This is a genomic window from Colwellia sp. 75C3, from assembly GCF_002836255.1.
Lineage (GTDB): Bacteria > Pseudomonadota > Gammaproteobacteria > Enterobacterales > Alteromonadaceae > Colwellia.
Map to the genome: position 1 here is coordinate 532,150 of NZ_PJAU01000032.1, position 24,895 is coordinate 557,044.

A 24,895-nucleotide genomic window follows, 5' to 3' on the forward strand; every position below is an offset into this window, starting at 1 on the left:
TTAGCGAACATTACCTTTAGTAAAATTTTGACTGAAGGAAAAAGACGATTACTTATATCGCAGTAGCCCATAAAATCGATAATTAAATAGCTGGAATACTTCGAATGGCTATTTTTTAATTATTTCTTGTAACGCTAATTCAAAACGAGGGTCTGTTTTGTCTGACGTAGATGATTTCCAAATAATCTCATTTTTTCTATTAATAAAAAATGTTGTTGGCGTACCTCGCACACCATAAAGCTTAGCAACCTCTTCACCCATTACAGCGGTTAAAAAAGAATAACCTCTGCGTTTAATTTCATCTTGAGGTAATGCCCCTTCATCTTCATTAAAACTTATTGAGATAAGCTCTACACCTTCTGCTTGATATTTTTTCTGTAATTCAACTAAGGTGGGTTGTAGTTTTTTACAATAAGGGCACCAGGTTGCCCAGAAGTGAAGGATGACCGGTTTGTTCTTATACTGGGCTAAACTAATAACATCACCCTTTTGAGTTTTTAATTGCCACGGTTTTGCTGTTTCATTTGCATGAGAACTAAAACTTACCGTGGTAAATAAAGTCACCAAAACAAAAAGTATGTTTCTTAAAATATGATTCATAGTGAATATTGGGTAATAAATGAGTTGTATTGTAAAAGACCTAGTTTTCTCAAAAACATTTCATTTACAGGTAAAATTACAGCTAAAAATAAATTTATCTTCAAATAAAAGGCAAAAAAAAAGCAAAGAGAAAATCCCTTTGCTTTTTTGTACGACTACTTTAAGTTTGATATAGGCTACGTATTACGCAGTAGCATCAACACTTGGTGCCGCTTTAGATACCATCACCATCGCTGGGCGAATTAAACGACCATTTAACTCATAACCTTTTTGCATTACAGCAATAACAGTGTTTGGCGCTACACCAGGTACTTCTTGCATAGACATTGCTTGATGAAGTTCAGGATTGAAAGGTTGATCTTGTGGATCAACAGCTTTAACACCAAATTTCTCTAACGAAGCAATTAAACCTTGTAACGTTAATTCAACGCCTTCAATAACACCTTTATTACTCTCATCGTCTTTATCGATATTTTGAAGCGCGCGCTCCAAGTTATCTACGCTTGTTAGCATTTCACCAGCAAACTTCTCTAGCGCGAACTTACGTGCTTTCTCTACATCTTGAGCAGCGCGACGACGAATGTTGTCTACTTCTGCTTTAGCGCGAATAACTGAGTCTTTTTGGTCAACAACCGTAGATTGCGCCGCAACTAACGATAACTCTAACTCGTTAATTTTTTCTTGCTCTGCACTAATTACTTCATGAGCATGTTCGTGTTGTTCTTCTACTTGCTCTTCAGCTTGTTTAACGATGTCATCAGCTAATTGCTCAGCAGTTAACTCTTCTTTATTATTTGTTGATTCTGTTGTCATGGAAAAACCTTAATTTTATAACTATTGGTGACATTATGGGGGCTCTCTAAAATGATTCAAGCTTCATTTAAAAACATTTTGTAAAAAGTGAACTTTACAAGTGAGCAAAATCCAGCGAAACTGCTCTTAACCCTAGCAAACTAAGTAAATTATCGTATGTCTCAACACTATAAAACTATTGGGCTTATTGGCAAACCTAACCATGATGGCGCCAGTGACACAATACAAACGTTACATGACTATTTATTAGCAAATGAGTATCAAGTCATTGTTGAACTCTCGGTAGCGCAATCACTCGATATTAAAAATATGAAAACCGGCACCTTAACCGATATTGGCGAGCAGGCAGATCTCGCTATTGTTGTCGGTGGTGATGGTTACATGCTCGGCGCAGCACGCGTCCTTGCTTGTTTTGATATTGGCGTTATTGGGGTAAACCGCGGTAACTTAGGTTTTTTAACCGATCTTTCCCCCGCTGAACTCATTGAACCGCTAAAGCAAATATTAGCGGGTAAGTCTCGCAGTGAACAACGTTTTATTATTGAAGCTGAAGTTTATCGTCACGGAAAACTGAAAAGTTCTAATAGCGCGGTTAATGAAGCCGTACTGCATGCCGGTAAAGTCGCCAGCATGATTGAATTTGAAGTCTATATCGATGGTAGCTTTATGTTTAGCCAGCGCTCTGATGGTCTAATTGTATCAACGCCTACGGGATCAACCGCTTATTCAATGTCTGCTGGTGGACCTATTTTAACGCCTAACTTAAATGCACTAACATTAGTACCTATGTTCCCGCACACATTAACAAGTCGACCGATTGTTGTTGATGGTAATAGTGAAATTAAACTGATACTGGCTAATGATAATCACGAAAACTTGCAAGTGAGTTGTGACGGCCACGTTATTTTAACAGTAATGCCTGGTGATGAAGTTATTATCAAAAAGAGTGAATGCAGTATTCGTTTGATTCACCCCTTAGATCATGATTACTTTAACGTTTTACGAAATAAATTAAGCTGGGGTAACAAGCTTTATTAGTCCCCTACTCTTTATTCTATAAAAAAAGAGTTAGCATGACCCTCCAAAAATAAGCAAATAGTTTCAAATAAGCTTGAATAAAAACCAATACCTGTATAAATTAACAGGTACTGGTTTTATACTCATGCTTAAGGCTTAACTATGCTATTGCAACTTAACATTCAAAACTTTGCCATTGTCCGTTCATTAGATATTGATTGGCAATCAGGCATGACGACAATTACCGGTGAAACTGGCGCGGGAAAATCAATTGCTATTGACGCGCTAGGTTTATGTTTAGGTGATAGAGCAACAACCAATGTTGTTAGACCAAACTGCAAAAAAGCCGACCTAGCGGCTACGTTCGAAACAAAGAAAAATAAAATGGCCCGCGCTTGGCTTAAACTACATGAGCTGGTTGCTGAGCATGATAGCGAATGCATACTACGCCGTGTCATCTCTGCTGAAGGGCGATCTAAGTCCTATATCAATGGTAGCCAAGTCCCGTTAGTGCAATTAAAAGAGATTGGACAGCTATTAATTAATATTCATGGTCAACATGATCACCAGCTTATTGTTAAGGCCAATCAACAATGTCGCTTACTCGATAACTATGCCAATCACTTACCTTTACTCAGTGCGGTAAAACATTATTCGCAACAATGGAATAAGCTCAATAAAGAGCTAGAAATGCTGCAGAAAAGTAAGCAACAGCGAGAGGCTGAGCAACAACTCATTCAATATCAAGTCACTGAACTTGACGAGTTTTCATTACAGCCAGATGAGTTTTCTACCTTAGAACAAGACTATAAACGACACAGTAATGCCCAAGATTTACTTGATTCTACCCTCAGTTCATTACAAATTTTATCTGAAAATGATAATTTTAATATATTAGATTCATTAAGAGAGTGTAGCGAAAACATCAATTCAATTGCGCGCGTTGATAATCAACTTGTCGATGTTGCCGCTATTTTGTCTAATTCACTCATTCAATTAGATGAAGCGAATAACGATCTACAGCATTATTACCAGCAATTAGAATTAGACCCACAAAATTACGCCATTATCGAAGAACGTTATTCCACCGCCTTACTCTTAGCGAAGAAACACCAGCTATCACCAGAAAACTTAGTTAACTTTCATTGCGAATTAAAACAACAACTTGTTTCAATATCGGGTGATGAAACACGTATCGATACTATTATTGAAGAACTAGAGCAGACTAAAGTTAACTATATTGAAAGCGCCGAAGCGTTGTCATCCTCAAGAAAAAAATATGGGAAAATGCTTAGTAAGTTAATCAGTAAAAGTATGCAAGAACTCAATATGCCCCATGGTCAGTTCTTTATTGCTATCGAAGATAATAGAAAACAAGACAATGGCAAAGAAGTAATCAATACCAATGGTATAGACACCATTAACTTTCAAGTCAGTATCAATCCAGGTCAGGCGCTTGAGGCAATGCATAAGGTTGCATCAGGTGGTGAACTATCGCGTATCAGTCTAGCAATGCAGGTTATATTAGCGGATAAAGTGGTCACACCAACGTTGATATTTGATGAAGTCGATGTAGGGATAAGTGGACCAACAGCCGCAATGGTAGGTAAAAAGCTACAACAGCTGTCTCAAAATACCCAAGTAATTTGTGTTACCCATTTGCCACAAGTGGCTTGTAAGGGACATCAACAACTTTTTGTTAGCAAAATGACAGATGGAGAACTCACCGAAACGAAAGTAACGGAACTAAGTGAGTCAAATCGTGTCAAAGAAATTGCTCGTTTGTTAGCTGGTGATAAAATATCACAACACAGCTTAGCTAATGCGCAAGAGCTATTGGCCAGCTAAGTTCATATACATCTTATCGATTTAAGTAAGAATTTCGCCCTGACAACAGGTGATCTACATACTTTCATTTGATAGATGAAAATAGAATTTGTTAACTGATAAAATAAATAGCTTTGAATCCATGCTGGGCTTGGGTATTATCCCTGCTCACACTTTTAGCCTGATTTTTTGAGCTACTTAAAGGTAAATAAATTTTATGTATTTTCGTGTTGCCATTATTGTTACTGCACTAACCTTATCCTCTTGTTCTAGCTGGGTTTTTCGCTATGACGTCCCCCAAGGTAATTACCTTGAACAAAAGAGTATTGATAAATTACAAGTAGGTATGACCAAGGAACAAGTTAAATTTATTTTGGGTAGCCCCGTTGTTGTAGACACTTTCAATAACGATACTTGGAGTTATGTTTACAAATTAAAGTCTGGTCGAAATAAGGATTTTGATATCAGAAAACAATTTATCATTAACTTTTCTGCAGATAAATTAATCTCTGCCTCAGGTGATTTCCCACTATCTGATAAATTTAATACGCCATTCAATGCACCTGTTGCAGTTGAAAAGCCAGTCAATAACAATAAATTTACTGCTGAGGAAAACACTTCAGTTAAAAATAAAGCGACTGATGGTAAATAGTGAGTAAATAGAAATTGAACTTCAAATAAAAAAACGGCATAAATGCCGTTTTTTTGTATCTGCTTTTAGCTACAGACTTAACTATTTTTTCGCATCAACTCTCAACGGATTTACTCGTCCGCCTGTTGTTTTATCGGCACGACCTTCTAGCTTTGCTTTTTCCGCTCGACGCTTTCTTACGTCTTTAGGATCAGCAATAAGTGGACGGTAAACTTCAATTCTATCAAGATCATTTACTTCTTCAGATAGCTTAACTGCCCGATTCCACACACCAACTTTATTGATACTTAAATCAATTTCAGGAAATAAAGTAATAATTCCAGAGTCGATAATTGCTTGCTCTACGGTAGAGCCAGTATCAACTAACAATGTTAATATCTGTTGCTTTTGTGGTACGCCATAAACAACTTCTATGGATACTTTATCCTCGTTTACTGAATCATCGAGATTAGTTAACTCACTACTATCTAAAGCCATAATTAAACATTAACTCCGTAAATTTCTTTTGCTCGCTGGGTAAAAACTTGCACTAAGCTATTACTAAAGTGACCGAACACTTTACCAAAAGCTAAAGAAACCAGTTTATTTGAAAATTCATAATCCAGCTCTAAGCTCACCTTACACGCATCATCTGATAATGCAGTGAGTAACCAATAGCCTTCTAGTTTTTTAAAAGGGCCATCAACAAGGGACAAATGAATCTTTTCATTGGATATTAGCGTGTTTTTAGTAGTGAACCACTTACTTAACCCGCCTTTTGATACCAGTAGCGCTGCCGTAACCGATTTATCATCTTGGCTTATCACCTTACTGTCATTACAATCAGGCAAAAACTCTGGGTACGCTGGAATATCATTTATTAACTGATACATCTGGTCAACACTATACATAACTAAAGCACTACGACTTATGGTTGGCATTATTACTCCGCAAGTTGCCCCCATTCAATGGCCGACATGATAGCAAAACAAGAGAAAAAGCGCATTATTATGCTAATTTTTATCCTTAAAAAAAAATTATCATGTAAAAGCAATTTATTCTCAGTATAATCACCGCGTTTGCTGCTTATTGTGGCAAAGGAATGGATGATAAAGATGGCTAAGAAAAAATCTAAAAATAAATCTAACAGCAATACTATCGCTTTAAATAAAAAAGCGAGGCACAACTATAGCTTAACAGACAAGTTTGAAGGCGGCATGAGCTTACAAGGTTGGGAAATTAAGAGTATTAGAAGTGGCAAAGTAAACATTTCTGACTGTTACGTACATATTAAAGACGGTGAAGCTTATTTATTAGGTGCTGAAATATCGCCTCTTAATTCAGCCTCTAGTCACGTTGTATGTGATCCAAACCGTGATAGAAAATTATTACTTAACCGTAGAGAGCTAGAGAAAATCACTGCTGCTGTTGAACGTGACGGTTACTCTTTGATTGCCACGGCTATGTACTGGAAAGCCTGTTGGGTGAAACTCGAATTTTATTTGGGTAAAGGTAAGAAAGATCATGACAAACGTTCAGACATAAAAGACAGAGAGTGGGCAGTTGATAAAGGCCGCTTAATGAAAAATAAAAACTTAGATCGTTAATTTTTCGCTGTTTGTTAGGTTGCTTGCTAGGTAAGTGGTTAAAAAATACCACGTTGTCTATTTAAGTTAAGCGTTGTATAATGCAAGTCATAGGCATATCGAGTCTATGAAAATATTAGAAATAGTATTAGTAAAAAAGAATAGAAAATGCAAAAAGTAAACTTTGGGGCGGATCTAGGATTCGACAAGATTCATGAAACCCAAGGTGCATGCCCAGGGGCGGTTTGCCTGGTAAAAAGCCGTAAAAACTATAATTGCTAACGACGATACGTTCGCACTAGCCGCTTAGGCTAGCCATCGCCTTGAAATCTCTCCTATTGGTTAGAGGATCGATGGTCACCCCAAATAGGATAGCGAGGGAAGCACGCTTAAGGCTGAACCGCGAAATAGTATTAAGCTCACCATGACGAAGCCTGTCGCTTGGCGTCTAATTGGTTAAATAAATAAGCGACTAAGCATGTAGTACCGAGGATGTAGGCTTTTTGGACGGGGGTTCGATTCCCCCCCGCTCCACCAAAAAAACCATCTGTAACTCAATAGGTTACAGAAGAATAATTTATCGATGTCCCATTTACGTCCCTAGCGTATATGGGAATACATAAAAAATAGAAAATAGAAGCCGCTTAATTGCGGTTTTTTTATGTCTGATATTTGTTACTTATAAAAATACATGTTTTTTATTCGAACCTGTTAATAACATCAAATTTTAAAAGGATTTATATAAAATGTATGACATTCTCTTTTACTCAATTGCCGCACTTGGGTACCTAACAGGTCTAATTTCAATATACGTTAGAACCAAAGTTAAAACTGAAGCAAAGGTAATAACTGAAATCTCCGCCAAGCTAAGCAAAATTGAAGAGCTCATAGAGATAGAGAACAGAATGTTAGACTCTAAACAAAAGGCAGAGTTAAATTTATGGTCTGCAAAAAAACTATTAGAGAAAACAGAAGAGTTTTACGACCTAATTAATGGCAATGTGTTTGAAAATCATTACGTAAAATACACAGACCAATTATTTATGGTTGAATCAAAAATTAGCAAAGATGAAAGTATAGATAAAATTGAAGTTATAGATTTAGTGGAAAATGAAAAGTATGTAGAATTCTCAACCCCTGAATTCGTTGACAAATGTAAGTTAATATTTGAACTGTACCTAGTTGATTATGCTGAAAAAGAATTAATTAAAGACTATGCGACATGGTACACCAACTGCAAAAATGTTTCGATAAAAATACGTCTCCGTAAGACAGCTTATTATGTAGATGTACACAAAAAAGAATTGTGTGACCATATAATTAACCATATCAGTGAATCTAGTGACTCAACAAATTCTGAGAGAGAAACTATTGAAGAATCACAAAAAAAACTAGTCAAAGGAATGCGAAAACTGATTAAAAATATACGAACAAACAAAAAATATAGAAACATTTAGCCAAAGCCGCATATTTTAGTGGATTCTACCCTCGTAATACATAACGGGGGAGTTAGTGCACTCGCTACGCGAAGAAGTGCAGAAGACATTAGAGACTAGAAATTAAATGAATCGCTTCGCTCGCTTAGTACAGGTTGTTATTTTTTCTTAACGCTTCGCTAAAAAAAGAACAACCGTAAAACTGACAAATCGCTGTAGGTGTTGGTATATAACGCTTGCAGAGGCACTCCGAAAAAACTTTACCCCCGTATTACTAAACGGGAGTAAAATTTCATTAATATGCTGCCATCATCAAACAAGAATAAACTAAAACACACTTAATCTTCGCTATTCGTCCTCGTTGCTCAGGCTTCGTCCTCGTTGCTCAGGCTTCGTCCTCGTTGCTCAGGCTTCGCCCTCGTCCTCGAACGCTCGATTTAAGTGAGTAAAAAGTAATAAGGGAAGTTTTGCAGGAGGCGAAATGGACATTTTTACTTGTTGAAAGACTGTAGAAACGAACAAGCAGATTTATCTGGTTGTTCTATCTCTAATAAAACGATGTTTTATGTTTCGCTCCGCTTGCATGCTTCGCATAGGATTAATCAGAATCTAACGTCAACGAATAGGTGTAAGCCATATCAACGATTTTATTTAAATCAAAGCCACTAGCAATCATTAGATTATAAAGCTCAGAATCACGTTTATTAAGCGTTGTATTGATAGTAACAAGCTTATTAGCTGCCTTTTTATCACGTGCTTTTTTAGACCTTTCGGCATTAGTCATAGTAATTAACTATGCCACCCATAATAACTATAAGTAATAATAACAAGTCAGTTGATATCTTTTTAGCTTATGAAAAATACCTATAGATAAAATAAACAAGCTATTTTTAGTCCTTATCATCATTATTTCTCAAGACATCAAATTTTAGCCGTGTTAATCCTACCACGTTAAAATAGTATTAAGTTTACGCCTTATTAATAACACTGGTTATGCACTATTTAAGCAGAGCTGAGCATTCGCTATGCCATGTGTACGTTGTAAGCCAACATGCTCGCTAAATTCACATAAATGTTCGGCAGTACCTACTGCTCCTGTGAATATACTTTCAAAGTCTGTAGTGAGTTTTAACCAGTTTTCATCACTGACGTGTAGTCTGGCTAGAATATTTACAGCTTTACTGTTGATAACACCACGTTTGTCATCACGCAGGATGCGTCCTGTTTCATCAACGAGGGTTAAGTAGTCTTGTAAGCTAAAACGAATACCTAAGGGTTTATGCTGGTGTTCATCGCCAGTAAAAGGTAGTAACGCTGTAGGTTGTTCACCTTTTATCGCGGCTTGTATACGTAATTGAATACTGGTGAAGTCTGACTGCTCTGGTGTGGGTGCAATGCCTGCACGTACAGGGTTTAAATCAACATATGCCATGCATGACAGTAAAGCCCCTTCATCAAGCAGTGCTTGTGATTTAAAACGCCCTTCCCAGAAGTGCCCTGTGCAGTTGTCTTCTCTATTTGCTTGTCGGGCTATAGGCTCGTTTAATGAACGAAAAATTAACTATGCCACCCATGATAACTATAAGTAATAGTAGCAAGTCAGTTGATATCTTTTTAGCTTATGAAAAATACCTATAGATAAAATAAACAAGCTATTTTAGCCCTTATCATCATTAGTTTCTCAAAACACCAAATTTTGGCCGAGCTAAATCTACCACGTTAAAATAGTCTTGCGTTTACGTCTTATTAATAATGGTGGTTATGCACTATTTAAGCAGAGCTGAGCATTCGCTATGCCATGTGTACGTTGTAAGCCAACATGCTCGCTAAATTCACATAAATGTTCGGCAGTACCTACTGCTCCTGTGAATATACTTTCAAAGTCTGTAGTGAGTTTTAACCAGTTTTCATCACTGACGTGTAGTCTGGCTAGAATATTTACAGCTTTACTGTTGATAACACCACGTTTGTCATCACGCAGGATGCGTCCTGTTTCATCAACGAGGGTTAAGTAGTCTTGTAAGCTAAAACGAATACCTAAGGGTTTATGCTGGTGTTCATCGCCAGTAAAAGGTAGTAACGCTGTAGGTTGTTCACCTTTTATCGCGGCTTGTATACGTAATTGAATACTGGTGAAGTCTGACTGCTCTGGTGTGGGTGCAATGCCTGCACGTACAGGGTTTAAATCAACATATGCCATGCATGACAGTAAAGCCCCTTCATCAAGCAGTGCTTGTGATTTAAAACGCCCTTCCCAGAAGTGCCCTGTGCAGTTGTCTTCTCTATTTGCTTGTCGGGCTATAGGCTCGTTTAATGAACGCATAAACCAGCTAATATCCATTAATCGTTGTTTGTAAATATCAGCCGTGCTTTCAATCATCTCCAGTTGATATTTATCCAACGGTTGATTATCCAGTTGATTTGAATATTTTTGAGTTAGAAGTGTGCCTTTGAATAACTGATGCCAACGCTCAATAACCTCGCCAGTTGACCACTTTTTAACTTTTTCTACATCTACGCATAACACGAGGTGTAGGTGGTTATGCATCACAGCATGTGCACAGATATCGATAGAAAACACTTGAGATAATTGAAATAGTCGTTTTTCAATCCATGTACGCCTATGTTCAAAACTTACCCCTGTCACCTTATCTACGCCACACAAAAAAGCCTTTCGAACTGTACGGCTGCATATATGATAAAAAGGCGTATCTAATAAACTAATTTGTTGTGAACGAGGCTTAGGCATTTCAATCACCAACTTAATAAAAGTAAATTAAGCTTAGTTTAGTGATTGAAATATGCACAACTTATCATGGGTGGCCTGATAACTTTGCCTGATAACTTTACTTAATAACTTAATAACTTAATAACTTGATAACTTGATAACTTGATAACTTGATAACTTGATAACTTCAGGATATTTTTTTACTACAAAGTTATTCTTAATTACCAGTATTATTTTGTACCGACAAATTAAACGTTTTTACATCACAGCTATTGAGGACATCACAACCTCTTATAATAAACCTTAGGCTTGATAGGTCTTTTTGCTGAAAGGGCTTACTACCAATAGAGCAAGATAACTTGTTGTCATCAATTCCACATTGAACTTCACCTGTTGCGTTAGGACAAAGTGAGAAAGAAGCGTTACCGCATTTAAGCCCTATTATTTTATTTCTGTCAGAATGTACTACACCGTTGGTCGATAAATATAAATCTATTTTGTAAGACGCTGAGGTTGGTGATACCCACTGAACTTCAAAGCTAGTACCTTCTGTAACCGTAACCTGCTCTTCTTCATAATAATCTTTTGAATCAAATCTGACATTTTGTAGGGTAAAGCCCCCGGTATCAGCTATTGAGCCATTGATGTCGAGCGCTTTTTCATCAGTATCACTCCCACAAGCGCTTAGTACCAAGATGCTAATGATTAATGAAAAATTTTTCATAAATATCCTTATTATTAAATTAAATGTATTCCATACTTTGCTGTTCAGTTCTCTTTGAAGACATTAATCTTTTCAGTTCGTTACGTCAACAATACGCACTTTAAAGTCATCACAATATTACTGAGTGGCTGCCGGCTTTGTGAGAAAAGAGGCTACTAATAGTGAGATTACTCCCCATAGATTTAACCGCCCAACGTACTTTATACTTAAGGTAAATCTAAAGTAGATCCTTGTACTAAGTCTGTATTTTTTGGCTCTGAAAATGCCGAAGGATACCTTGGTGAAAGTAGTATTTATAAGCAAGGTGACTACGATGTAAGAACTCGGCAGTGTATAAAGATTTAAAGCAACATCAAAAATGGACTGTGTCACAGGTTTAGAACATCCTGCTAATATTTTAATAGATTGTATTTCGGAGTTTGTTGACCAAGCTAAGCAATTGACTCTGTACCCATGATAAAGATAACTTTCGCAGACATAAAAAAAACAGCTAATAATTTACAGGCTTAAATAAAAGCCTTCAATTATTAGCTGTAAAACAACCAGTAAACAAAACCTGGTTACACACTAAAAAACAAATACAACAGAGAGACTTTACATTTTTGTAACAAATAAATACATTACAGAGCATTACACCGTAATGAATACAGCAATGAAACCAGTTATACCGTTGTATTTATAAGTTTTATCAAAAAACTTGTTAGCTTTTAAGAGCTGCGTGTTTATCTTATTCTATTCTTATCGTTGACAAGCTAGTGTGTTTGTTAACATCACCACAGTGCAGTCATAGATGTTCAGCTTGGTTTCTAACAAATCTCAGACAGTTATTAATGCTTACCTAATAATGAAATATAACCAGCACTGAGTGACAATGTTGATTTCACAAAGTACAAATACACGGTCGGATACTTGATAGGTTAATAGTGCATTCAAAGAAACTTAATGATCGAGAACACGAGATTGTAAACAACCAGTACACTATTTTAATTTGTCAGGTTATAATTAGCGCTTATCATTTTTTGAAAAGGTTTCCTCGGCAATGGAAAAACGTTTTATTACCGCGCAAGAATTATTAGAAGATTCTTTTCGCGTAGCCGCTAAAGTATTTGAAGACGGCTTTCGCCCTCAGTTTATTGTGGGTATCTGGCGTGGTGGTGCACCTATTGGCATCGCTGTTCAAGAGTATTTCGACTTTAAAAAAGTAGAAACTGATCACATTGCTGTTCGTACGTCGTCTTACTACGGCATTAACCAGCAAAGTAAAGAAATTAAAGTTCATGGCTTACATTACATTATTGAAAATGCTAACTCTGGTGATGGCTTATTAATTGTTGATGATGTTTTTGACTCCGGTCGAAGCATTCAAGCATTAATTAAGCAGTTAAAAGAGAACATGCGTAATAATATGCCTGAAGATGTTCGTGTTGCTTGTCCTTGGTATAAGCCTCAAAACTCAAAAGTTGATTTTGCACCTGACTACTTTGTTCATACTTCTGATGAATGGTTAGTATTCCCGCATGAATTATCGGGTTTAACACCTGATGAAATCATCAATGGCAAAAAAGATTTAGCAAACATTCAAGACTTATTAGTTTAGCGGTTTTACTTTACCTCTAAACAGTTATTTAAAGCATGTCATCTCGACATGCTTTTTTTTTACCTGATAATAAGGTTATTTTAAGACTCTGGGTTTATTTAGTTATTTATAACGTCATTGTCCTTTCATTCATCTACAACCTCGCGACCTTCCCTTTTAATAGCTAATCCACGGCAACTTACATCTATTGTGATCTTCATATGAATAACTTTTTCACCGTTAAGTCGATTTAACATTAAGTTAAATATAATTAAAACTTGATCTATATCAATATAGGTTTAAACTTTCAGAAATTACTGAAACATCAGAACACTCATATGATACTTACTACAAAAATAGAATCCTTCGTAATGCATTGCGGCGAAATGGGCAGTCGTTGGGGCTTTAATCGTACTGTTGGTCAAATGTATGGCTTGCTGATTATTCATGAAGATGCATTAACTGCGATAGACATTTCTGAAGCTCTTAATATCTCTCGCGGTAATGTCAGCATGGGCATTAAAGAACTACAGTCTTGGCGTTTAGTGCAGGTTCAGCATAAACCAAAAGACAGAAAAGAGTATTACTCGCCAGCGGGATCAATTTGGGAGATGGCTACGCGCGTATTTGAAGAGCGCCGTAAACGCGAAGTAGATCCAACGCTCTCACTGTTACGCGATAATTTATTAGATGAACCCGCTAATCAAAAGGAAGTGTATGCGCAAGAGAAAATGCATGAAATTCATGACTTACTAGAGACAGGCACTCACTGGGCAAGTGAACTACAAAGCATGAGTCCAGACAAACTTAAGACCCTAATGAAATTGGGTTCTGGGGTAAGTAAAGTTATCAATTTTAAAGATAAATTCATTAACAAAAACTAAGTTAACAATTCATTTTGTTTATAAATCACTGAACATTTTCAATTTACAGCCAACCATTTAACCACCTCTAAGTAGTAGGCTAACGGAGTCCATTATGTTTGAAACACTCATGCTGTCACGCATGCAGTTTGCAGCTAATATCAGTTTTCATATTCTTTTTCCTACAATAACCATAGCGCTAAGTTGGTTTTTGTTTTATTTCAAATTACGTTTTGTTCAAACTGGCGAGCCAGTTTGGATGCGCGCCTATCGATTTTGGGTCAAAATATTCGCGATAACTTTTGCCATTGGCGTGGTTACTGGCATTACCATGTCATTTCAGTTTGGCACTAACTGGCCTAAGTTCATGGAAACTGTTGGTAATATTGCTGGCCCGTTATTAGGTTATGAAGTATTAACTGCATTTTTTCTTGAAGCTGGCTTTCTCGGTATTATGTTATTTGGTATGAATAGAGTTTCAGCAAGGGTACATACTTTAGCGACCCTTATTGTTGCCATTGGTACTACCTTGTCTGCCTTTTGGATTCTAGCGCTTAACTCTTGGATGCAAACCCCACAAGGTCATGAAATGCGCGATGGTGTTGCTTTTCCTGTTGATTGGTTAGCGATTATTTTTAACCCTTCATTCCCCTATCGTTTATCGCATATGGTTGTAGCATCAGGTTTAACCGCCGCATTTTTAATCGCTGGCATCAGTGCTTATAGATTACTAAAGGGCGATGATAAACAAGCACCTAAATTGACCTTAAAAATAGCCTTAACGGTAGCAATGGTTTTAGCGCCTCTGCAAATTTTTATTGGCGATATGCACGGGCTAAATACCCTTGAACATCAGCCACAAAAGATTGCTGCAATGGAAGGTGTTTGGCATACAGAAAAAGGCGCTCCGCTATTACTTTTTGCCATTCCTGATGAGCAGAATAAAACTAATCATTTTGAACTGGCTATCCCTAAGATGGCAAGTTTCATTTTAACTCATGATCTTGAAGGTGAAATTAAAGGCTTAAATGAATTTGAGGGTAATCATCCTCCAGTAGCACCATTGTTTTTCGCCTTTCGAATTATGGTAGGTGTTGGTATGTTAATGCTCATTATTTCTTGGCTGAGTCGAATACAGCTTTGGCGTAATAAGCCTTTGCCAACATGGTTATTAAGAGTATTAGTTGCTATGTCTTTTTCAGGCTGGCTAGCAACGTTAGCTGGGTGGTATGTTACTGAAATTGGCAGGCAGCCTTGGCTAGTTACCGGTATTTTAACCGTTAAAGACGCTGCCACTGATATAGCTCCGGGTAATGTAGCTTTATCACTGTCTCTTTATCTTATTTTGTATGTGGTGTTAATGACCGCTTATTTACATACGATATTTACTATGGCAAACCGTGCTGTTGAAATTGAAGAAATCACCGATGATGAAAAAGTTAAACCTGTGGTTCATTCAATGCCAATAAAGGAGAGTAATTATGTTTGAAGCTGATTCACTGGCAGTAATTTTTGTTTCGCTAATGGGTTTTTCATTATTGTTATACGCCATTTTAGATGGTTATGATTTAGGTGTGGGTATTTTACTCCCCCTAAAACAAAAAGATGATAGCGATACTATGATTGCCTCCATTGGCCCTTTTTGGGATGCCAATGAAACCTGGCTTGTCTTAGCGATTGGTTTACTGTTAATTGCTTTTCCAGCAGCGCATAGTCATATTTTTAAAGAGCTCTACTTACCGACTGCGGTATTATTAATTAGCTTAGTATTACGTGGGGTAGCTTTTGATTTCAGAGCCAAAGCCGCATTTAGCCACAAACCCACTTGGAATAAAGTATTTAAAGTGGGTTCGTTACTCGCAGCAATGAGCCAAGGTTATATGTTAGGCATGTATGTGATGGGCTTTGAAGATACCTTAGCCGCTTATGCTTTTAGTCTTCTCAGTGCTTTTGGTGTAGCTGCTGCTTATGCATACATTGGTGCATGTTGGTTAATCATGAAAACCGAAGGGGCATTGCAAGTACAAGCTGTTAACTGGGCTAAAAAGACCGGTCTTATTTGTTTTATTGGGGTTATAGCTGTTTCTGCGGTAAACCCCTTAATAAACCCTGATGTTTACGCTAAATGGTTTGCTTGGCCAACGACCTTATATATATTACCTTTACCGGTATTATGCTTTGCCTTATTTGTTTATAGTCAAATTCAGTTGAAACAGTTGCCAGCCGTGGATGATAAAGGCTGTTGGCGACCGTTTGTTGCTGCTGTGGTTATTTTTTCCTTGTGTTTATTTGGTTTAGCTTTTAGTTTCTTTCCCTATATTGTGCCAGGAAAATTAACTATTTGGGAATCAGCTGCTGCGCCTGAATCACTTAGCTTTATTCTATGGGGAGCAATAGTCGTTGTGCCTGTGATCATTAGTTACACCATTTTTTCCTATCGTGTATTTTGGGGCAAGGTACAAGAATTGAGATACAATTAACGGTTATGCTTATCCATCTATGTAAGTAACTTAATTAATAGATAATAAAAAAGCACATTTAGTATTACTAAATGTGCTTTTTTGATTATTGCTTACGGTGATCCGCATTGGGCTATAGTTTATGCCTTATGCTTAGACTTAGACTTAGACTTAGTTTATCGCCAGCAATTCAACATCAAATATCAATAATGCACCTGGGCCTATTTTTCCTGCCGGTTTATTACCGTATCCTAAACTTGATGGAATATAAAAACGTGTTTTTTCTCCAACTACCATTAGCTGAACACCTTCGGTCCAACCTTTGATAACTTGGTTCAAACCAAAGCTAATTGGCTCCCCTCGGTCTACTGAACTATCAAATACACTGCCATCAAGTAAAGTGCCATGGTAATGCACTTTAACTTTCGAAGATCGATTTGGGTGATCACTACCTGTTCCCTGAGTAAGCACTTTATATTGTAAGCCTGAAGCTGTCTCTATAATGCCTTCCTCACTTTTATTAGCCGCTAAAAACTCATGACCTAATTTTATATTAAGTTGGGCTGCTTCTTTGTTGCCATTTTGTCGCATCATGAAGAACACAAAAAGACCAATAACAATAGCTAATAATAAAAACTTACTCATTTAATAATACTCTTATACAGTTGTTTAACTAAAAATTCATGCTACTTAATTTCTCATTAATTTACCAGTTCAAAGACCTTAATTTCCTTTATAAAAAAAGGCCAATTCATTCTATTTTTCGTCGGTTAGTTAGCAAAACACACCTAGATGCCACGATCATTTTGTTACTAGCGAAGGTTGCACATGAATTTACTGAGATGTTTCAGTTTCAACAGCATGAAAATAGGGGGGTGCCCACATCAGTAGAACTAAAATTGATAAGCTAACGTTAAATATGCTGCTCTTGATGTTTCATGAGGATAACTATTAATAGAGTTTTCTGTTGTTTCAAATTGCTTCACGTAGAGCGCTTCATCAAGTAAATTATTTATATATAGCGACAGTGACAGTCCTTCATATTGCTGGTCAAAATTCCATAACATATTAAAACTGATATTATGATCCTCGCCAGCTTGTTCATTAACATCTGCACTTAAATCGAGAGCGTTGGTGGGATACTTCGAACTATAGTTATCAAACACACTCACTGAATAATTTTCAAACTTATAACTCACTCCTAGTTTAAAAGTATGTTGTGGCATTTGCGTAATATCATCAATATTTGTTTGTGTCGCTAAAAACTGTGTTTGTTTGTTCTTTTGTATACTGTAAGAGCTTTGTATGTCCCAGTTTTGATAGCGGTAACGCGCTTCAATTGCGCCGCCAATAAATTCACGCTGCTCGGTATTATAAAAGCTCCGTGGATACATATTTTGACTGCTGGAAGCAATATTGATTAGTTGGTCTTGGGTACTTTTAAATGCCGAAACAGCAAGGTGATATTGGTTCTTACTGTAACTTATTTGGCTTTCAACGGTTTTAATGTGTTCTGGCGCGAGCAATTTATTACCTATCACCAAGCCATTAAAAATGTTTAAGCTGGTTTCAATAGCATTAGGCGCTCGATAGCCCTCATTATAAAGTATCTTCGCTACCCACTGAGGGTTAAACTGATGAACAATACCCAACCTAGGTACCCAATGCGACTCTAGACCTGAAAATTTTAGCCACATAGCGCCAATGATTAAATTCGTATCATGGTAGCGATAATTATAGTGAGAGAACAGTGAATATAAATCAGATGAGAACTCATCTACTTGTATGCCGACATTATTTGAGGTGCCCTTCGCATTAACAATCTGGTTTAAGTTAGCACCAATCAGTAACCGACTATTAGTAAACTGAAATTGATTCTCAAAATCTAAATTCAATTCATTACTTTTTAAACTATAACTTTCATACCATATATTGCTAAGGCTAAACTTACTCTGTAAATTATCCGCATTATATAGTTGATAACCCATATCGATATATTGCACATCATCTTCAAATGTTTCATTCGTATCAAAAGGAGTTTTCAAACCATAATAGTTTCCTGCTAGCTTATTGCTATAACCACTAATACTATTATCGCCCACTTGCAATTCAGCCCAAAAAGCCAAGTTATCATGCACTAAGTTATGCTCAATTGTTGTTAAGTCACTGTCTAGAAATTGTGAATCCCAACCCTGTGATTTAAAATAATTGCCAGCCATATTCGCGGAAAAACCTTTATTCACAATACCGCCATTAAACTGCAATTGCATCGCTGAATTATCACCCACAGTGCCACTAATAAAATCTGCTGATTCATTGGCATCTTTAGTAATAATATTGACCACTGCACTATAGGCGTTAGCGCCATATAATACTGACGCACTGCCTTGAATAAATTCTATTTGTTTAACTTGCTTAAGAGGAAAGCCATAGAGTAATAGCCTGCTTGCTGATGAGGAAAAGGCGCTAATACGAAAAGGTCGGCCATTTATTAGAAACAATACATGATCGCCTGCTATTGAACGGTCTCCCCGAACAGATAGCACATCTCTAGGTGTGAGTGAGTCAGCATTCAATAAGGTACCTGGTAATCGCTGCAATACATCAACTAAGTTTTTTGCACCATATAACGTTATCTCTTCGGCTGTAATCACCGTAATGATACCTTCTGAAGTTTTAGCCTCGGTATTTGATCTTGAAGTTGAAGTTACTTGAATTTTTAGTAACTGTTCTAACGACAAAGAAAACGGATCTATTTCTGTATCATTACTCAATACTTGGATATTAGCCTGTGCCACGAACAACGCACTGCCAGTACATAAAATGATGATAAAAATAATCCGGAATAGAAAGCTTAGCAGCATATTTTTCTACGCTTAAAATACTAATACTCTTTTAAGCGTAGAGAAGCAAATATCAAAAAACAACTAGAGCGCTGAAAGTTTACTTCACAAATTTATATTAGTTTTCACATCAAGTATTTAACAATGTCTCGAAAATTGGTGTGTTGTATTGTAGACAGGGTAAGTCTTGTATACTTTTCAAGCAATCACTTGACTCTTGCGCCGCAAGTTTTAAAGTATATTATCCGTAGCGGCTGTTTATTTTATCAGGCATGCATCAATGCAAGGTTTGCTTGCTCTGGTAAAAAAAAATGGCTTGCCGAAAGGCACTACTTTGTATTTCTATAGCAGTAACTTCACAAGGATAAAAGCACCCCGAACTATAAATATCATCAAGGTTCGCTTGGTCATAACGCTAAACTCTTTACCCATAGAACTAGGCAATTTTTTCGTTAATTGATAGGCGGTATTAACGCCCGCTCAGTTAATTTAATGGTTGGACCAACAGTAGCGATGCCAATCATGTTTGGGAGAGTGAAGCGGGCACACCCCCTTCAAGCAGTACCGGCCCGAGTGAAGGCGCGTTAACTACAGGGCTATATGGTTATGTTGAAACTTCAAGTAACTATGCCTATAACGTCGGTGATACAGCTTCTCTCGACAGTCCCGTTATTAGTGGAAGTCAACGTAGCTTGAGCTTTTATTCCCATATGTATGGCGTTGAAATTGGCAGCTTAAGTGTTGATGTATTTCATCAAGGTAGCTGGAAACTTGATCATTTATTATTGGATGGTCAACAACACTCGAGCTCAAGTGATGCTTTTACCCAGCATAACATAGACCTATCTCAATTCTATGGTGATATCATTATCCGCTTTAGAACAGTCGCTGCTGGTGACTGGAAAGGAGACATTGCTATTGACGATATTGTTGTTACAGGCCCCCGCTAGACCCGTTATCTTTGCCCGCGGTAAGCAACAGCACACCTTTTTCATTTATCTATCTTGAAATAAAAACAATATAAAAGTGATAAATAGCGACGATTAATTGTGCTATTTATCGCTTTTCTCTATTTGTACTACTCAAACAGCATAACACTGGCGACTTGAACTAAGCCTAAAACTAAAATTGATACTGCTCTGCTTTTGCTAATAATTTTTTAGCTGTCAATTTACTGTTGGCGCAAGCGTTAATATCTTTTTTATTAAATACCAAAATTTGGTCCTTGAAACCTCGGCTTTGCTGGTTGCCCGCACCTTTAATAATTAAGCTAACATGCTCTTCACTTGGTACTTCTCGCAATCCATTACCGTATAAACATAATGTTTCCACTAAAGCGCTATTTAGCGCAGAAAAATGTGCCTTTCTTGCTTTGGTTTGAGCCATTTGTTGCACTTCTCTCACCTTATTTAACTCAGTAACTTTTTGCTCAAGTTTGGTTCTATTATTATGCAAAGTTACTGTACTTGCTTTAATCTTGTTAAGCTCAGCTGTTAACTCATCTTTAGACTCTTTCTCTGCATGTTGTAACTGGTACTCTATATCTTTACGTTGTCGCTCAATATCACGCATTTCGTAGGCAATATCACGTTGCTCACTACGAAGTTCTCTAGCGCCTTCTCTTTGCTGTTCAAACACTTCAATAACGCGTTCAAGTTTGTGTTCTTCAAAATAGAGATCAAAATCGTCATCACTCGAAATAACAATTCTTTCAGCTTCATTAAGGGGAGCAATAGGCGCTAATGGCGCTACTCGCGGCAATGGTGGTAATTTCGATACTGGCGCTACTATTTGAAAAAACTGATGATGCGATGATCCACCATGAGCTGAATGTATCGTAAAAATAGCTCCCTGCCCTTGCAAATAAACACTATCAATTGAGCGAATCAATGATTGACGTGAATTCTGTGAGACTTTAGCCGATGACAACATAATGTCATTCATGATATCTAATTGCTTATGCAATTTATCGTAGTTTTGATCAGCGCCTTGAACACTAAACGCGAGTAATAATGCAGAACTTATTAGTGCTATTTTTACTTTTACTTTCATAATATTTTTGCTCGAATTTGGCTTTTTCATTAAGTTTGTTACTTTCATTCTAAATTCCCCTGTATGGATAGTACTAATATCTGTTTTGTTTGCCTAAATTTCTCAAGGCTTATTTAGCGGTATTAAGTGGTAACTATCTAAACCTAACCTTTATAGTTAACTGGCTTAGTTGCGTTGGTGTCACTGTTTTGCTTTAGCCCAATTTTTTGAAAACTAATCTCTCGTTCAAGTTGCTGGAATTTAATTTTCTGTGTTAATTGTTCATCTTGTCGTTGTGCATTAAAGAAACTAATAAAGTCACTCATATCTTCTTTACGTTCTTTTCTCGAAGCGCCAATCACATAACCAGCTAAGGCAAGGTTATTGCTCTGCTGCTGCGTACTCATATCAACACGGTAATTAGCTAAAATAACTTGTTGCTCAGCGGCAAATTCACGTAATTTTAAATCCACTAAGGTTTCGATATCTTTATTGTCTTTGTTTGATAATGAGTTTCCTAACGAACGAGTTAACTGGGCAGCTACCTTTTGCTGAACTTGTTGGTCAATTAAGGTAGCTACTTGCTGATCAAATGCTTGTTGATCAAAAGGCTTACCCTGCATAAATGTCATTATTATGGTGATAGCAACGGCTGAACACGCCATTGATAATGTGGGAACACCCAACCACATTCGCCAATTAATTGAATGGCCTTGTACTGTGCTTTTTTCAGTTTTGAAATGCTGTTCAAAAGCTTGTGATCTATGCCAATCAGGCACCTCTTGCTCTATCTCAACGCTTGCTTGATGGGCAAGGCTTTCGCTGAATAATGCTCTGTCGTTTTCACTCATTCGAGCATCAACTGATTTATTTTCAGACATACTCCACCTCTACTTTACGAATTGAATCATCTGTTAATTGCATTTTTAATTTATCGAGTGCGCTATAAAGTTGTGATTTTGCCGTATTAGTTGATATGCCTAACTGCTGACTAATATCTTCAAAAGTACATTGTTGGAAAAACTTGAGTTCCACCACTAACTTTTGCTTTACCGGTAAATTCTGCATAGCCTCTAACAAGGCGCTACTTTGTTGCTGAATATGTAAATCCTTTTCTAGGCAAACTGTGTCTGCATCTTCCTGCTCAGGCACATCATCAAGGGATTGCATCGGCCGTTTTCGTCGATAAAACTCAAGACAACGATAATGAGCAATTTTAAACAGCCAATTTTTAAAAGGACATTCACCTCGAAATTTGTCCAAACTTCGAAATAACGCTATAAAAATATCTTGCATCAAGTCCATGGCGTCTGTCGGGTTATTTACCATACGTAAAGCATAGTTATAGAGATTTTTCTCATAACGCTTTACCAGTGTTAGCCATGCAGACTCTTTCCCTTTTAGCGCTAGCGCTATGAGCGTTTTATCGCTTTTTTCAAACACAAAGGCTCCTATTTATATTTATAGTGATACTTATTATTAGCATTTTGATTATGTCATCATCGGTAACATAAGCTTCATTCTTACTTAGGTTCTACTATAAAGTAGTGTTGGTTAGCAAAATAGTTTGAAAAAATTAATTTTATTTTCATTAGATAGACAAAACGTCTAGCTACCTGCCTGTAGAACTAAACTCTGTGCATAAAAAAGCCCTTTACCGAATAATACGGTAAAGGGCTTTTTCATAACTATGTGTTATACCTGATGCTTATAGCTAACAGTAATAACTAACAAACAAAGTGTTCAGGCATTAAAACTTCATCACCACACGACCCGTTATATCGCCATTAATCATGTCTTCAAAAATATCATTAATATCTTCAAGTGACTTTTCAATGGTAATCGCTTTTACTTTCCCACGAGCGGCAAAGTCTAAACACTCGATTAAGTCTTTACGTGTACCAACAATAGAGCCAATAACACTAACGCCATTAAGAACAGTGTCAAAAATAGGTAATGGCATATCTTCAGCAGGCAAACCAACTAAGACACACTTACCGCCACGACGAATGACCTTATAGCTTTGCTCAAAGCCGCTTTTACTAACCGCTGTACATATGCTGGCATGCACGCCGCCAGTTTCAGCAAGGACCCTCGCAACAACATCATCTTCTTTAAAGTCTAAACATAGAGTCGCACCAAGGCTTTTAGCAAGCTGTAATTTTTCAACGCCAGTATCAACAGCAATAACATTTAATCCCATGGCAACGGCATATTGCACGGCTAAGTGCCCTAAACCACCAATGCCAAATATGGCGATCCATTGACCCGGTTTTGCGGTAGAAACCTTTAATGCTTTATAGGTAGTAACGCCTGCGCAAAATAAGGGGGCCGCATCAACATAATCAATACCATCAGGGATTTTAACCACATAATCGCCATCGGCTTTGCAATACTCAGCATAACTGCCATCAACTGAGTAACCCGCGTTTTGTTGAGATAAACATAAATTTTCATCGCCTGACAAACAATAATCACAATAACCACATGCACTATACAACCAAGGAATACCAACACGGTCACCTAGTTTTAAGTGTTTAACGTGCTCACCTATTTCAACTATTTCACCAACACCTTCATGACCTGGTACCAATGGCATTTTAGGTTTAACAGGCCAATCACCATGGCACGCATGTAGGTCGGTATGACAGACACCACAGGCATGGATCTTAACTAAAATTTCTTTACTAGAGATAGTTGGTTTGTCGAGTTGCTGAATTTCAAGTTTTCCCTTAAATTTATGATTAACCGCTGCTTTCATAATTGAACTCCTTTTTCATTAATAGTGAGGTATAGCAAATAATTCATTGTAAAACCCCTGACCTTTAAGACAAGGATACAGATCAATGAAAGTCGAATAAAAGACCAAAAAACAATCAACTTAGGCGGTGACAGGCGATTAAATAATAGTAAGAAGGAGTTAAGGCTATAAAAACACAAAAAAATAGAATAAAAAATTAACAAACGATAAAAAGTATGTTTAAAATAGAGGAGTTAGCGCTATGTCTCCATAGTTTAACTGGATAAAACTGCGGCCTCCTAAGCCGCTGCTCTGGGTTCGAGTCCCGGTGGGGACGCCAACTATACTTTACGTGATGACTTAGAAAAAATAGGTAAGTAGCTTTGACTTTTCTTACACATTTACTTCTCTTTTTATTATCACTTAAATCCCTCTAAGCACTTAAAAACTTGTTAATGAAACGTCAGTGCTCGTCTCAAAATAATCGTTTACTGCGATTATTTTAACTCATAAAAAAAGGCAGAGATTTTATACTCTACCTTTTTGACTTACTCTATTAAAAACCCACCATATTTTATAATACAGTACCATTTTCAGTGGTTTTTACCTGACTTCCCTTCAATTCATTATTGCTTTGTTGCGCTTGCTGCTTTTGTTGAGTAGTTATATGCTCTATAGCTTGCTTACGCTGAGCATACATTTGCTCTTGACTCGGTTTCGTTGGCTTTGATTTATGTAATGAATTACTCGTTAAACTTTTAGCTGATCGTTTCACTACTTGGCCCTGAGCTATGCGTAGTGATTGCTTCTTTTGCTTTTGTAAAACAAGTAACTGCTCAGACAATTTTGATAGTTGTTGGTTAGCTTTGTTGTTTTCAGCGTGCAACTTTGATATTTGGTCACTTTCAAGAGCGTTAGTTACGCCGTATCCTGCAACTAAACCAACGACTAATGATAAGATTATTTTTTTCATTGTTTATTCCTATAAAAAAGGGATATTGCTATCCCTTTTTATTTACTC

23 protein-coding genes, 1 tRNA gene, 1 other RNA gene and 2 pseudogenes are annotated in these 24,895 nt (G+C 37.0%); 12 read left to right on the forward strand and 15 right to left on the reverse strand.

Features of this window, described 5'->3' with window-relative positions; genetic code table 11:
• Positions 1–108 precede the first annotated feature (108 nt).
• Positions 109–600, reverse strand: coding sequence for a peroxiredoxin family protein (locus tag CXF85_RS04205; RefSeq protein WP_101227248.1), 492 nt, complete (start codon positions 598–600; stop codon positions 109–111).
• A 183-nt stretch (positions 601–783) separates the two neighbouring features.
• The gene (gene grpE / locus CXF85_RS04210) at positions 784–1,413 is read right to left on the reverse strand and encodes a nucleotide exchange factor GrpE (RefSeq protein ID WP_101227249.1); all 630 of its coding nucleotides are present in this window, start codon (positions 1,411–1,413) and stop codon (positions 784–786) included.
• Positions 1,414–1,569: 156 nt separating this feature from the next.
• Here grpE and nadK point away from each other — a divergent pair, with 156 nt between their 5' ends.
• From nadK to CXF85_RS04225, 3 genes are all read left to right on the forward strand, one after another.
• Complete coding sequence (gene nadK / locus CXF85_RS04215; RefSeq protein ID WP_101227250.1) at positions 1,570–2,451, forward strand: NAD(+) kinase; 882 nt, start codon at positions 1,570–1,572, stop codon at positions 2,449–2,451.
• 141 nt (positions 2,452–2,592) lie between these two features.
• Positions 2,593–4,278 carry a DNA repair protein RecN gene (recN, locus tag CXF85_RS04220; protein ID WP_101227251.1) on the forward strand — a complete coding sequence of 562 codons (1,686 nt, stop codon included), beginning with the start codon at positions 2,593–2,595 and terminating at the stop codon, positions 4,276–4,278.
• Positions 4,279–4,474: 196 nt separating this feature from the next.
• Positions 4,475–4,909, forward strand: a complete 435-nt coding sequence (locus CXF85_RS04225) for an outer membrane protein assembly factor BamE (RefSeq protein ID WP_101227252.1) — start codon at positions 4,475–4,477, stop codon at positions 4,907–4,909.
• A gap of 81 nt (positions 4,910–4,990) precedes the next feature.
• Here CXF85_RS04225 and CXF85_RS04230 read toward each other — a convergent pair whose 3' ends face one another.
• Together CXF85_RS04230 and CXF85_RS04235 are read right to left on the reverse strand one after the other, a co-directional pair.
• Positions 4,991–5,386 carry an RnfH family protein gene (locus CXF85_RS04230; protein WP_101227253.1) on the reverse strand — a complete coding sequence of 132 codons (396 nt, stop codon included), beginning with the start codon at positions 5,384–5,386 and terminating at the stop codon, positions 4,991–4,993.
• A gap of 2 nt (positions 5,387–5,388) precedes the next feature.
• A complete protein-coding gene (locus CXF85_RS04235) occupies positions 5,389–5,829 on the reverse strand; it encodes a type II toxin-antitoxin system RatA family toxin (protein WP_101227254.1) in 441 nt (146 codons plus the stop codon).
• A 174-nt stretch (positions 5,830–6,003) separates the two neighbouring features.
• On the opposite strand from CXF85_RS04235, the gene smpB reads away from it, so the two are divergent.
• The 3 genes from smpB to CXF85_RS04250 all read left to right on the forward strand — a co-directional run bounded on the left by smpB (position 6,004) and on the right by CXF85_RS04250 (position 7,931).
• The gene (smpB, locus tag CXF85_RS04240; RefSeq protein WP_101227255.1) at positions 6,004–6,495 is read left to right on the forward strand and encodes an SsrA-binding protein SmpB; all 492 of its coding nucleotides are present in this window, start codon (positions 6,004–6,006) and stop codon (positions 6,493–6,495) included.
• A gap of 165 nt (positions 6,496–6,660) precedes the next feature.
• Positions 6,661–7,011: a transfer-messenger RNA gene (gene ssrA, locus CXF85_RS04245) on the forward strand.
• 209 nt (positions 7,012–7,220) lie between these two features.
• Positions 7,221–7,931 carry a hypothetical protein gene (locus CXF85_RS04250; protein ID WP_101227256.1) on the forward strand — a complete coding sequence of 237 codons (711 nt, stop codon included), beginning with the start codon at positions 7,221–7,223 and terminating at the stop codon, positions 7,929–7,931.
• A gap of 577 nt (positions 7,932–8,508) precedes the next feature.
• Here CXF85_RS04250 and CXF85_RS04255 read toward each other — a convergent pair.
• The 4 genes and pseudogenes from CXF85_RS04255 to CXF85_RS04270 all read right to left on the reverse strand — a co-directional run bounded on the left by CXF85_RS04255 (position 8,509) and on the right by CXF85_RS04270 (position 11,362).
• The gene (locus CXF85_RS04255) at positions 8,509–8,694 is read right to left on the reverse strand and encodes a hypothetical protein (protein WP_101227257.1); all 186 of its coding nucleotides are present in this window, start codon (positions 8,692–8,694) and stop codon (positions 8,509–8,511) included.
• A gap of 207 nt (positions 8,695–8,901) precedes the next feature.
• A pseudogene (locus CXF85_RS04260) lies at positions 8,902–9,462 on the reverse strand (transposase); the annotation flags it as partial.
• A 207-nt stretch (positions 9,463–9,669) separates the two neighbouring features.
• A complete protein-coding gene (locus CXF85_RS04265; protein WP_101227258.1) occupies positions 9,670–10,659 on the reverse strand; it encodes a transposase in 990 nt (329 codons plus the stop codon).
• 196 nt (positions 10,660–10,855) lie between these two features.
• A complete protein-coding gene (locus tag CXF85_RS04270) occupies positions 10,856–11,362 on the reverse strand; it encodes a hypothetical protein (RefSeq protein ID WP_101227259.1) in 507 nt (168 codons plus the stop codon).
• Between the two features lie 1,039 nt (positions 11,363–12,401).
• Between CXF85_RS04270 and CXF85_RS04275 the strand changes: the two genes are divergently transcribed.
• From CXF85_RS04275 to cydB, 4 genes are all read left to right on the forward strand, one after another.
• Positions 12,402–12,959 (forward strand): phosphoribosyltransferase, encoded by a 558-nt coding sequence (locus CXF85_RS04275; protein ID WP_101227260.1) that lies wholly within the window; start codon positions 12,402–12,404, stop codon positions 12,957–12,959.
• A gap of 317 nt (positions 12,960–13,276) precedes the next feature.
• Positions 13,277–13,822 carry a GbsR/MarR family transcriptional regulator gene (locus CXF85_RS04280; RefSeq protein ID WP_101227261.1) on the forward strand — a complete coding sequence of 182 codons (546 nt, stop codon included), beginning with the start codon at positions 13,277–13,279 and terminating at the stop codon, positions 13,820–13,822.
• Between the two features lie 94 nt (positions 13,823–13,916).
• Complete coding sequence (locus CXF85_RS04285; protein ID WP_101227262.1) at positions 13,917–15,290, forward strand: cytochrome ubiquinol oxidase subunit I; 1,374 nt, start codon at positions 13,917–13,919, stop codon at positions 15,288–15,290.
• On the forward strand, positions 15,283–16,281 hold the full coding sequence (cydB, locus tag CXF85_RS04290) for a cytochrome d ubiquinol oxidase subunit II (RefSeq protein WP_101227263.1): 999 nt from the start codon (positions 15,283–15,285) through the stop codon (positions 16,279–16,281). The genes CXF85_RS04285 and cydB overlap by 8 nt, the downstream gene beginning before the upstream one ends.
• Positions 16,282–16,431: 150 nt before the next feature.
• On the opposite strand, the gene CXF85_RS04295 is transcribed toward cydB, so the two are convergent.
• Together CXF85_RS04295 and CXF85_RS04305 are read right to left on the reverse strand one after the other, a co-directional pair.
• Positions 16,432–16,854, reverse strand: coding sequence for an FKBP-type peptidyl-prolyl cis-trans isomerase (locus CXF85_RS04295; RefSeq protein ID WP_442871861.1), 423 nt, complete (start codon positions 16,852–16,854; stop codon positions 16,432–16,434).
• 299 nt (positions 16,855–17,153) lie between these two features.
• Positions 17,154–19,058 (reverse strand): TonB-dependent receptor plug domain-containing protein, encoded by a 1,905-nt coding sequence (locus tag CXF85_RS04305; RefSeq protein WP_198555481.1) that lies wholly within the window; start codon positions 19,056–19,058, stop codon positions 17,154–17,156.
• Between the two features lie 551 nt (positions 19,059–19,609).
• Here CXF85_RS04305 and CXF85_RS22735 point away from each other — a divergent pair.
• Positions 19,610–20,053: pseudogene (locus tag CXF85_RS22735) on the forward strand (hypothetical protein); the annotation flags it as partial.
• Between the two features lie 172 nt (positions 20,054–20,225).
• Here the strand turns inward: CXF85_RS22735 and CXF85_RS04315 are convergent.
• The 4 genes from CXF85_RS04315 to adhP all read right to left on the reverse strand — a co-directional run bounded on the left by CXF85_RS04315 (position 20,226) and on the right by adhP (position 23,895).
• Entirely contained in the window at positions 20,226–21,203 is a 978-nt protein-coding gene (locus CXF85_RS04315) for a hypothetical protein (RefSeq protein ID WP_101227268.1), read from the reverse strand.
• Between the two features lie 95 nt (positions 21,204–21,298).
• The gene (locus CXF85_RS04320) at positions 21,299–22,015 is read right to left on the reverse strand and encodes a hypothetical protein (protein ID WP_101227269.1); all 717 of its coding nucleotides are present in this window, start codon (positions 22,013–22,015) and stop codon (positions 21,299–21,301) included.
• Entirely contained in the window at positions 22,008–22,577 is a 570-nt protein-coding gene (locus tag CXF85_RS04325; protein WP_101227270.1) for an RNA polymerase sigma factor, read from the reverse strand. Before CXF85_RS04325 ends, CXF85_RS04320 begins: the two co-directional genes overlap by 8 nt.
• Before the next feature lie 307 nt (positions 22,578–22,884).
• Positions 22,885–23,895, reverse strand: a complete 1,011-nt coding sequence (gene adhP / locus CXF85_RS04330; RefSeq protein WP_101227271.1) for an alcohol dehydrogenase AdhP — start codon at positions 23,893–23,895, stop codon at positions 22,885–22,887.
• Between the two features lie 243 nt (positions 23,896–24,138).
• Here adhP and CXF85_RS04335 point away from each other — a divergent pair.
• A tRNA-Arg gene (locus CXF85_RS04335) sits at positions 24,139–24,214 on the forward strand.
• Positions 24,215–24,448: 234 nt separating this feature from the next.
• Here the strand turns inward: CXF85_RS04335 and CXF85_RS04340 are convergent.
• Complete coding sequence (locus tag CXF85_RS04340) at positions 24,449–24,847, reverse strand: hypothetical protein (RefSeq protein ID WP_101227272.1); 399 nt, start codon at positions 24,845–24,847, stop codon at positions 24,449–24,451.
• Positions 24,848–24,895 lie beyond the last annotated feature (48 nt).